This is a genomic window from Pseudarthrobacter sp. NPDC055928, assembly GCF_042270935.1.
Classification (GTDB): Bacteria; Actinomycetota; Actinomycetes; order Actinomycetales; family Micrococcaceae; genus Arthrobacter.
In genome coordinates this window covers 192,334-201,543 of sequence record NZ_JBHJZH010000008.1, presented here as the reverse complement: position 1 = coordinate 201,543, position 9,210 = coordinate 192,334, and the positions used below count along the sequence as shown (strand labels likewise).

General features: G+C 65.8%; 12 protein-coding genes. 4 read left to right on the top strand and 8 right to left on the bottom strand.

Annotated features, from left to right (window positions below):
• The 3 genes from ACFC25_RS12445 to ACFC25_RS12435 all read right to left on the bottom strand — a co-directional run.
• On the bottom strand, positions 1-249 hold a 249-nt coding region (locus ACFC25_RS12445; protein WP_376045520.1), incomplete at its 3' end, for a hypothetical protein.
• A 178-nt stretch (positions 250-427) separates the two neighbouring features.
• Positions 428-808, bottom strand: coding sequence for a VOC family protein (locus ACFC25_RS12440; RefSeq protein ID WP_337350261.1), 381 nt, complete (start codon positions 806-808; stop codon positions 428-430).
• 223 nt (positions 809-1,031) lie between these two features.
• Positions 1,032-1,544, bottom strand: a complete 513-nt coding sequence (locus ACFC25_RS12435) for a DUF664 domain-containing protein (protein ID WP_376045539.1) — start codon at positions 1,542-1,544, stop codon at positions 1,032-1,034.
• A gap of 127 nt (positions 1,545-1,671) precedes the next feature.
• Between ACFC25_RS12435 and ACFC25_RS12430 the strand changes: the two genes are divergently transcribed.
• Positions 1,672-2,250 carry a dihydrofolate reductase family protein gene (locus tag ACFC25_RS12430; RefSeq protein ID WP_376045517.1) on the top strand — a complete coding sequence of 193 codons (579 nt, stop codon included), beginning with the start codon at positions 1,672-1,674 and terminating at the stop codon, positions 2,248-2,250.
• 13 nt (positions 2,251-2,263) lie between these two features.
• Here the strand turns inward: ACFC25_RS12430 and ACFC25_RS12425 are convergent, their stop codons facing one another.
• Entirely contained in the window at positions 2,264-2,608 is a 345-nt protein-coding gene (locus tag ACFC25_RS12425) for an iron chaperone (protein WP_376045515.1), read from the bottom strand.
• Between the two features lie 103 nt (positions 2,609-2,711).
• On the opposite strand from ACFC25_RS12425, the gene ACFC25_RS12420 reads away from it, so the two are divergent.
• From ACFC25_RS12420 to ACFC25_RS12410, 3 genes are all read left to right on the top strand, one after another.
• Positions 2,712-3,107 (top strand): DUF1801 domain-containing protein, encoded by a 396-nt coding sequence (locus tag ACFC25_RS12420; protein WP_337350264.1) that lies wholly within the window; start codon positions 2,712-2,714, stop codon positions 3,105-3,107.
• A 170-nt stretch (positions 3,108-3,277) separates the two neighbouring features.
• Entirely contained in the window at positions 3,278-3,736 is a 459-nt protein-coding gene (locus tag ACFC25_RS12415) for a MarR family winged helix-turn-helix transcriptional regulator (RefSeq protein ID WP_376045512.1), read from the top strand.
• A complete protein-coding gene (locus ACFC25_RS12410) occupies positions 3,733-4,989 on the top strand; it encodes an MFS transporter (RefSeq protein WP_376045509.1) in 1,257 nt (418 codons plus the stop codon). Before ACFC25_RS12415 ends, ACFC25_RS12410 begins: the two co-directional genes overlap by 4 nt.
• A 36-nt stretch (positions 4,990-5,025) precedes the next feature.
• Here ACFC25_RS12410 and ACFC25_RS12405 read toward each other — a convergent pair whose 3' ends face one another.
• From ACFC25_RS12405 to ACFC25_RS12390, 4 genes are read right to left on the bottom strand one after another with little or no spacing between them, the layout of a single operon-like run.
• Complete coding sequence (locus ACFC25_RS12405) at positions 5,026-6,048, bottom strand: LacI family DNA-binding transcriptional regulator (protein WP_337346479.1); 1,023 nt, start codon at positions 6,046-6,048, stop codon at positions 5,026-5,028.
• Positions 6,049-6,083: 35 nt separating this feature from the next.
• Positions 6,084-6,821, bottom strand: coding sequence for a cupin domain-containing protein (locus ACFC25_RS12400; protein WP_376045505.1), 738 nt, complete (start codon positions 6,819-6,821; stop codon positions 6,084-6,086).
• A gap of 2 nt (positions 6,822-6,823) precedes the next feature.
• Positions 6,824-7,777: a PmoA family protein gene (locus ACFC25_RS12395; RefSeq protein ID WP_376045502.1), complete on the bottom strand. Its 954-nt coding sequence runs from the start codon at positions 7,775-7,777 to the stop codon at positions 6,824-6,826.
• 31 nt (positions 7,778-7,808) lie between these two features.
• Positions 7,809-8,930 carry a Gfo/Idh/MocA family protein gene (locus ACFC25_RS12390; protein WP_376045499.1) on the bottom strand — a complete coding sequence of 374 codons (1,122 nt, stop codon included), beginning with the start codon at positions 8,928-8,930 and terminating at the stop codon, positions 7,809-7,811.
• Between the last annotated feature and the right edge of the window lie 280 nt (positions 8,931-9,210).

Below are 9,210 nucleotides of genomic sequence, written 5' to 3'. Positions count from 1 at the left end.
CGCTGCTCCTCGGACAACGTACTTCTTCCATGCATAGAACTGCTCCCCGAAAGTCAGAACTGATTTCTCAGTCCAACTTTCGGGGAGCAGTTCAGGATAGCCGGGCCCTTTGCTTAAGCCAATATTGCTGCTGGTGAGGAGCCTATTTCTCAGACACCCGGCAAAACCGAATCTTCGGCGATCCTCGGGCAACGTTGATTGAGTCTTGAGCCGATCTTGATGGTGCCTGTCGCAGAAGAAATTCGGCACTTAACAATTGCTGGATGATGGGCAAATACCGGCTGGTGAGGTAGGCGCAACACCGAGTGCCGCCAGAACCTCAGCGCGCTGACCGCGGCCAACCGCTAGAGTGACACGTCGACGCCTGGCAGCCCGCCCGGGGTGAGCGGGCTGCGGGCCACCAGCGCCGACGTCGTACTAATCGATGCTACGCGCGCTGGGAGATGTTGAGGATGTTGCCCTCGCTGTCCAGGAACCAAGCGGACTTGCCCCAGTCGTTGGTGGCAACACCGTTCTCCGTCTTCAGGCCGGGGAAATCGTAGTCTTCAAAGACGACGCCGCGGCCCCGCAGTTCCTCCATCTCGGCCTCGAGGTTGTCCGTTTCCCAGCCCATCTGGGTGTTCTTGGCCGTTCCGGCATTCTCTGTCTGATAGATCAGGAAGCTGGTTCCATTACCGCCGCTGTACGTCAGGCTGTCGTCCTCCATGGAGCCGGACGGTTCCAGGCCCAGCTTGTCGCGGTAGAAATCCTTCGCCCTGTTGATGTCCTTCGCCGGAAGGACAGCCATGATGGTTCGATCCTTGAGCATGATGGTGATTTCCTTTATGCATAACTCGCGTTGGTGGCGCCGCTCTCCCCCGGTTCGGCCCCGGAACATCCTTGTCCGGTGCCGCGTGGCCGCCCGTTCCGCCGAAAGCCGGGGTGGCCACCTGGGACCCTGCAACGCCACGCCAGCCATCATCGGCGCGAGGGTCCCCGAAGCTCATGTGGCCATTATGGAGCCGAATTGCGGCCACGGAAATAGGTGATCCCTACTGCACTTGCGTGGGCTTCAAACCCTTGGCGTACGCAGCCTGCCCCACATGCTGGAGACAGTCAGCGATAGTGCTGACAAGCCGCACTCCCAAGGTCACGGGCGGGTCCCAGCGGGTATCGACGACGCGGTCCAAGGCCTCGTCGTCGATGGTCTGCAGGAAGTCCGCGGTCTGCCGGTGTACGGCGTCGTAGTACTCCAGCAGCAGCTCCGGGCTTGCCCTGACGGCGTCCACCTGCTCGGAGGAATGGCCGTAGCCAGTGTCACGGGCGCGAAGCGGCAGGTCGAAGCGGGCCACAAAGCCCTGCGCGGTCCACACCTGTTCGACGTCGGCGGCTTCCGCCACCTGTGCGTCCTCCACCCGGCTGAGGTGCCAAATCAGCCAGGCGATGGAGTTCCCGGTGCCGGCCGGCCGCTGAACCAAGGACGCGTCGTCGAGCCCTTCCAGCGTGGCTTCCACAGTTTCCCGGATCCGGCCGAAGGCGTCCAGCAGGAGTTCGTTCGATTTCATCGGGTCCCTCTCGGTACGCTTCTCTGGGCTGAACCCCATGCTTGCACGGAGGAGTGGCGCCGCATAGAGCGGGATAATGGAGGCCTCACCCATCAGCGCTGGGGGCGGCTGCTCTAAGGAATCGACCATGAGAAAAGTGAGCGTCACCAACAACGTGTCCCTGGACGGCGTCATGCAGGCGCCCGGACGCTTCGATGAGGATACCCGGGGAGGGTTCGAGCGCGGTGGCTGGGCCCTGCCCTACAACGACGAAGTCATGGGACGCGTCATGGGCGAGGGCATGGCGAAAACCGGCGCGCTTGTGCTGGGGCGGCGCACGTACGAGGACTTCGCCAGCTACTGGCCCCGCCAGACGGACAACCCCTTCACCGACCTCCTGGACAACATCCAAAAGTACGTTGCCTCGACCACGCTGACCGAGCCGCTGCCCTGGCAGAACTCCATCCTGCTTCAGGGTGATGCGGCGGATGCACTGGCCAGGCTCAAGGAGCAGCCCGGGCCAGACATCGCCATCCTGGGCAGCGGGGAACTGATCCAGTCGCTGCGGGGCAGGCTCCTCATCGACGAATATGTGCTGCTCATCCATCCGCTGATTCTGGGGACGGGCCGCCGACTGTTCCCGGACGGACCGGAGTCAGGGCTCCGGCTCACCAACAGCGTGACGACCACCACCGGCGTCGTGATTGCAACCTACGCGACCGTGTGACCGGACCCCGGATCTACTTTTGGATTTCCGCCCGGCGGAGGCGGACGATGTCCTCGAGCACGTCGTCGGGAAGCGGGTGGTCCGTGGTGAAGCGGATGGTGCCCTTGGACAGCGAGTATCCCTTCAGCCGGTCCGCGACGGCGTCAACCACCGCGGGCGAAAAGGGAAAGACGGAGAGGTGCTTGGCCGCTGCGACGACGCCGAGGAGGGGCTTCCCATCCAGCTTCAAGGCAGGCATCCCGTAGCTCATTCCGTCCTCGGCCTCCGGCACCAGGGTCCGCGCAACGGCGATCACGCGTTGCAGGGAGAGGCGCTCAAGCTCGGGCAAATCGGCCAGGGAATCGTCAACGGTGCCCATGCGCCCATTCTATTCCTGCCCATTCTGTTGGCGCCTAGGAGCGCCTAGAGTTTCGAAACAGGCTCAATCACAGAAACTGGCAGGCGAAAGGTGAATTGAAGCTATGGATTACGTTAAAGACCCCCGCGTTGACCAGTACATCGACGCCCTCCCTGCATGGCAGCAGGACATTTGCCGCAAGGTCCGCGACCTGGTCCATGCCGCCGACCCCGAGGTCCAGGAAACCATCAAACGGACCGTCCAGCCGTACTTCGTCCTGCAGGGCAACGTCATTGCCCTGCTCGCGGCGAAAGATCACGTCAACGTCTTCCTGTACGACGGCGGCATCACCCCTGACCCGCACAACATCATCACCGCCGGCCACGGCAACAAGACCGGCCGCATGATTTCGTATCACGAGGGCGAGCCGATGAACGAGGACGCGCTGGTGGAGATGTTCCGGGCGATCATCGCGAACAACCGCGCTGGCGGCTGGCGGAAGATCAAAGGCGGGCAGTAGAGGCGCTTCGCCACGTGGACCGGACACCTTGCCGCTGGGGACCTCAGCGGGAGGCGGCACATGATGGCCGAGACACTGTGAGTTGCCGGACATTACTTGTCTCCGACAACCCCTCGGGAGCATAATGGTTAGCAGAGCTAATTAGCAGTGCTAACTATCTGCGAGGACCCATGACCACCACCACAGCGACGGACCACGAGTCCGCGGACAACATTGAACCGGACATGCTGGCAATCGACCTTCGCACGGCCGTCATGCGGACGTCCCGGCGGCTCCGCATCGAGGCAACCGGCGATGTCATCACCCCGGGCCAGTACACGGTGCTCGCCCACCTCCGCACCGGATCCAAGACCCTGCGCGAACTCGCCGAAAGCGAACACGTACAGGCGCCGTCGATGACCCGGATCGTCAATGCGCTCACGGAACAGGGGTTCGTGTCACGGTCCCCGCATCCGGAGGACGGCCGCCAGATCCAGATAGCCATCACTCCGGCGGGCGAAACCGTCCTTGCCGAGGCCCGCAGCCAACGGACCGCATGGCTGGCCCAGCGTGTCGCCGGGCTCAGCGAAGAGGACCGCCGAGTCCTGAGCCGGGCCGCACACATCATGCAGGAAATGAGCGCCAAATGAGCGCCATGTTCCGGGCACTGGAGAACCGTAACTACCGGATCTGGGCGGGCGGGGCGCTGGTCTCCAACGTCGGCACCTGGATGCAGCGGATCGCGCAGGACTGGCTGGTGCTGACAGTCCTCACCGACCACTCCGGCACCGCCGTCGGCATCACCACCGCGCTGCAGTTCCTGCCCAGCCTGCTTCTAGGCCCCTACGGCGGCGTCCTCGCGGACCGGTACCGCAAGCGCAGGATCCTGCTGTGGACCCAGGTGGCCATGGGCCTGTGCGGGCTTGCCATCGGACTCCTGGTGGTGACGGGCAACGCGCAGCTGTGGCATGCCTACCTGGCCGCGCTCTGTCTCGGCCTCGCCAGCGCCATTGATGCACCCGCCCGCCAGGCGTTTGTGTCCGAACTCGTGGGGCGTGAACACCTCACCAATGCCGTGTCCCTGAACTCCGCATCCTTCAACACCGCCCGGCTCACCGGTCCGGCCATCGCTGGCGTGCTCATCGCCTGGGTGGGAACGGGACCGGTCTTCCTGCTCAACGCCGTGAGCTTCGCCGGCGTCATCGTTTCGCTGTCGCGGATCCGGACCTCTGAATTGACCCTGGCCACCCCCGCAGCGCGCAGCAAGCATCCGGTAATGGACGGCCTGCGGTACGTCCGGCAGCGGCCGGACCTGGTGCTCATCCTCGTCATGGTCAGTGTTATTGGGGCCTTCGGCATGAACTTCGCCATCACCAACGCCCTGATGGCCACCGTGGAATTCCGGGCGGGCCCCGGGGAATTCGGGCTTCTCGGTTCCGTCATGGCCGTCGGGACACTCGCCGGCGCCCTGCTCGCCGCCCGCAGGTCAGGCCCGCGGCTGCGTTTCCTCCTGGGCGGGGCCCTCGGAGTAGGCGTCTTTTCGCTGCTGGCCAGCGCGTCGCCGTCGATCTGGCTCTACGCCGCCGTGCTGATACCGCTGGGCCTGGCCTGCATTACCTTCCTGAACAGCTGCAACACCACCATCCAACTCACGGTAGAGCCCCAGTTTCGCGGGCGCGTGCTTGCCCTGTACCTCGCCATCCTGCAGGGCGGGACTGCCGTGGGGGCGCCACTGTTGGGCTGGATCGGCACCGAATTCGGGGCCCGCTGGTCAGTGGCCGCGGCAGGTGCGATCGTGCTGCTGACCGGCCTGTTCGCGGTCATCGCCGTGAACCGCCGCAGCCCTCAGACGTTCCGGCAGCAGGTGCGGACCGCGTTTCCCGGACGCCGCGCCTCGGCCTGAGTTCACCCACTGCGTCCCGGTCGGGGGCGGGGCGCCCTACTTCCGCGGGGGCGCCGTCGAGCCTCGAACCACCAACTCTGTTCCCAGCTCGATCCGCTGCGGCAGTTCCTCGTCCCCGTCCAGGTGCCGGAGCAACGCGCGCATGGCGGTCTCGGCCATCTGGACCACGGGCTGGCGGATGGTGGTCAGGCCCGGCTCGATCCACTCGGCCGCCGGGATGTCGTCAAAGCCGATGATGGACAGGTCCTCGGGAATCCGAAGTCCCGCGGTCCGGGCCGCGCGGTAAGCGCCCATGGCTTGGTCGTCGTTGCCGGTGAAGATCGCGGTGGGGCGGTCGTCCAAAGACAGCAGCTTCCGGGTCCCGGACTCGCCGGCCTCGATGGAGAAGTCGCCAGGGACCATCAGCGCCGGATCAACCGCGATCCCCGCCCGCCGCAGCGCCGAGACATAGCCGTCCTCGCGGGCGCTGCTGCACTGCAGGTCCTCGCGGCCGCCGATCATCCCGATCCGCCGGTGCCCCAACTGCAGGAGGTGCTCGGTGGCCGAGTGCGCGCCGTCCCAGTTAGCCGCACCCACGGTCATCAGGTCCGGCCCGGGCTGGCCCACCGGATCGATCAGCACCACTGGGATCCCCAGCGACTTGATCCGCTGGATCTGTTTGGCATCCAGCTGGTACACGGCCATCAGCAGCCCGTCCGACTTTCGCTCGGCCACGTTCGCCAGCCACGGCCGGATCCGCGAACCGTCCATGTTCAGGCTGCTCACCACTGTGCCGTAACCGGCCTCCTGCGCCACGCGCTCCACGCCCTCGATGATCTCCAGCGCCCACTCCGACCCCAGACCAGGGAACACCAGGTCGATTAGGCCGGCCTTCTGCCTCCGCTTGGCCGGGCGGCGGGCGTAGTCGCGCCGCGCGATGATCTCCTCCACCCGGGCCCGTGTTTCGGCCGCAACGTGGGCGTGGCCATTCAGCACTTTGGAAACGGTGGGAACCGAGACCCCGGCCTCCCGGGCAATCTCACTGATTGTCGCGCGCCCGGTGTCCTGCTTGGTCACCATGTAACCCACCTTCCCGCCGGAGCACTCGCCCGGCCCTATGAGTTTTCGGAAAGTCCCCACGCCTGGATCCGGCCGCACATGCCGTAAATCCTGCGGGGTTTCCGTTTCCCCATGGTAGTCCGCGCATCCTGCAGATAGAAACTTTCGGCGATTTCCAGAGACTCCAACTGTTCCCGCGTCGCCGCCGCTTGCCGTTCCGCCCCCTGGGCCAGCATGTCCTGCCACGCGGAGGTCCGAAAACTAACCAGCCGGGCCGCCGCCGCATGGAACCCGGCCAACGCCCCGGGACCGGATTCCAGCACCGCCTCCTTAAGGGCAAAGTACCCCTCCAGCGCCAAGTCACGACGACGGCGCGCGGCCGCTTCTGCGTCCGGGTCACCGCCGTCGGCATCACTGGGTACCAGTGCCGCTGCCCGCCGGTATGCATCCACGTCCGCCAGGTGCGCGGGCGGGAACGTCATGACGGCGTCGCCGTTCTCCGGCAGGCCCGCATTCTGCATCACTACCAGGACGCGCAGGTCGCCCGAATCGTTGATGGCACGGTGGATGGTGCCGGGCGTGAACCACAGCACCACCCCCGGCTCCAGCGGCGTGGAGGTGAACCCGCGGGAGTCCAACGTCTCCAGCCGGCCCCACCCCTGCTGCACCATGTACGCTTCCGCGGACGCCGTATGCAGGTGCGGGGTGCCGCCGGCCGCACCGTCCGCTGCGGGCCAGTCGTAGATGCTGACCTCGGACAGGGCGGTGGCTCCCGGGAACGTCGTGGCTGCCATATTCAGGACCAGGCCTGCAGGGCAGTCTTGGCGGCGCCGGCCAATTCGGCAGCGGACCGCTCGTCCACCTGCCCGTCGGAAATTACGACGGCGTAGCGGTACGTGAGCGGCTGACCCGCCTTCAACGGGACTACTTCGCTGAAGAACGGCGCGGATCCCAGGCACGCGAACATGGACGAGCGGGCGAACCACTGGTTCGGGGCGCCGGGGTTGGTACCGTCCTCCACGAAGGTGATGGACGAGAACCGGCATGTGTCATCGTGCCGGCCGGTGAAGGAGATCCATTCCGAGCGGGTTCCCATGAACTCGTCCTGCCCGGTGCCGGCGTCGGAGCGGAACTGGCCTCCGGTGAAGGATCGAGGCCCGCGCCAGAACAGTCCGCCGTACCCGGCGTTGTCGCGGCCCTCGGTGGTGGGGCTGCCGATCTCGATGACGTCCGGCGAGATATTGGCCAGTTCGGTTTCGAAGAGCAGCACCCAGGCCGGGGTGGCCGGGACATCGAGGACCTGGACGCTGAAGCGGCGCTTCTCGGCGATGACCGGCGTCCCGTCCTGTGAACTCCACACGAGTTCCTCGGCCGCGGTGATTCCGGTTCCGGAGTCGTCGATGGCGGTGAAGGCCTCGTGGGTCATGGCGCCGTTGTTGTCCAGGTTCGCGTAGCCGGTGGCGCGGGTATAAGTGGCGCCGCCCCAGAAGTTGTCCTTGCCCACGTTGGGCAGGGCGAGTGAGAGGCCTTTGTGCCAGACGTGGTCCCACGGCCGGAAGATGGTCACCTCGTCGCCGCCGAGGGTCCTGAGCGGGTGGAAGTAGGGGCGCGGGCTTTCGTACTGGTCATCCGTGGGCCTGTAGGTGTACGTGGCGATCTGCTGGCTACCGGCGGTGAAGGTGAGGGCTGCGCCGTCGTCGGAAAAGCTGAGCTGCGTGGCCGTGGTAGTGGTAAAGGCGGGGCTGGTCATGGGAGTCTCCCAAAGGTTCAAGGGTGTTTGGTCAGGCGGCGGACGTGGCGGCGGGCGCGGTGGAATCGAGGACCCGGGTGCCCAGGCCCTCGCCGTCCATACCGGCGTAGAAGGGGTGGCCGGGCACGATCTCGCCCCGGCGGACGGGTGCGCCGGTGAAGGCGGAGGCATAGATCGCGGCAGCAAGCTCCAGCGTTTGCCGCGCGGAGTCCGCGCCGGCTGGGAGCGGCCTGCCGGCGTCGAGCGCGTCATACATGGCCAGGAACTGGGCCGAGTGTCCGCTTCCCCGTTCCAGCGGCTGCGCGTCCCACGCTCCCGTAACCGCGTCCTCGTGGCCCGGCGCCGGGGTGATGGTCCAGTTGTCCGTGGCGTAGCCGTACAGGTGGCTCAGTTCAACGGTGGCGAACTCGCAGTCGATCCGGATGTCCGAAGTTTCGCGCGGGGAGAGCAGCGAGTTGATGATGGTGGCAACGGCGCCGTTTTGGAACCGGACCAGCGCGGCGGACAGGTCCTCTGTGGAGGTGTCGCGGGCCTGCCGGGAGGCGATGGCGGTGACCTCCTGCCACGGGCCGAGCAGGTGGAGCAGGAGATCGAACTGGTGGATGCCGTGGCCCATGGTGGGGCCGCCACCCTCGGCGTTCCAAGTGCCGCGCCAGGGCAGGTCCCAGTAGGTGTCCGGCCGGTACCAGAGCGTGTCGCACCGGGCAACTAGCGGACGGCCGAACTCGCCGCCGCCGATGAGCGACTGCGCCGCGGCGGAGGCGTCGCCGAAGCGGTGCTGGAAGACGCAGGAGAACTGCGCACGGCCCTGGATTTGGGCGGTTTCCAACCGGTCGAAGTCGGCCAGGGACAAGGCCGGCGGCTTCTCCGACAGCACGTGGACGCCCGCCGCCAGGCACTCGAGGGCCTGGTCGATGTGCATCATGGGCGGGGTGCTGAGGTGCACGATGTCCGGTTTGGCTTCTGCCAGCAGTTCGGTGAGGCTGAGGTACCGCCCGGCGATGCCGTGCTGGTCCGCGAAGTTGTCCAGCCGGGCCTGGTTCACATCGCAGGCCGCCACGACTTCGGCCCGGCCGCCGGTCCGGGCCAAGTTGTCCGCGTGGACCGCGGCGATCCCGCCGGTGCCCACGATGGCCACTTTGTACGTCCGCATTTGAAATTCTCCGCCTTTGCAGTTCTTCACTGGATGGTGCCGGTCACTTTTGATCGCGGCCGGTCCGGAACATCAGAAACTTTCATGACTGGATCATTAGTTTCCGAAACCTTGATGACTCCATTTCCGGCCGCCCTTCAACCGTAGGAAGCACGATGCGCCGAAGTCAATGGTTTTTGTCCCCTAGAAACTAAATGCAGATTTCTGATAGTTTCTTAAAAACTGATTCCAATGTGAGGAGACGCCCGTGAGCGGTGCCCCCGAGAAACAAGCACTCCCC

Coding starts and splice junctions, on each gene's coding strand:
- ACFC25_RS12440 (WP_337350261.1), bottom strand. CDS start 808: ATGCTCAAGGATCGAACCATCATGGCTGTCCTTCCGGCGAAGGACATC.
- ACFC25_RS12435 (WP_376045539.1), bottom strand. CDS start 1,544: ATGAAATCGAACGAACTCCTGCTGGACGCCTTCGGCCGGATCCGGGAA.
- ACFC25_RS12430 (WP_376045517.1), top strand. CDS start 1,672: ATGAGAAAAGTGAGCGTCACCAACAACGTGTCCCTGGACGGCGTCATG.
- ACFC25_RS12425 (WP_376045515.1), bottom strand. CDS start 2,608: ATGGGCACCGTTGACGATTCCCTGGCCGATTTGCCCGAGCTTGAGCGC.
- ACFC25_RS12420 (WP_337350264.1), top strand. CDS start 2,712: ATGGATTACGTTAAAGACCCCCGCGTTGACCAGTACATCGACGCCCTC.
- ACFC25_RS12415 (WP_376045512.1), top strand. CDS start 3,278: ATGACCACCACCACAGCGACGGACCACGAGTCCGCGGACAACATTGAA.
- ACFC25_RS12410 (WP_376045509.1), top strand. CDS start 3,733: ATGAGCGCCATGTTCCGGGCACTGGAGAACCGTAACTACCGGATCTGG.
- ACFC25_RS12405 (WP_337346479.1), bottom strand. CDS start 6,048: ATGGTGACCAAGCAGGACACCGGGCGCGCGACAATCAGTGAGATTGCC.
- ACFC25_RS12400 (WP_376045505.1), bottom strand. CDS start 6,821: ATGGCAGCCACGACGTTCCCGGGAGCCACCGCCCTGTCCGAGGTCAGC.
- ACFC25_RS12395 (WP_376045502.1), bottom strand. CDS start 7,777: ATGACCAGCCCCGCCTTTACCACTACCACGGCCACGCAGCTCAGCTTT.
- ACFC25_RS12390 (WP_376045499.1), bottom strand. CDS start 8,930: ATGCGGACGTACAAAGTGGCCATCGTGGGCACCGGCGGGATCGCCGCG.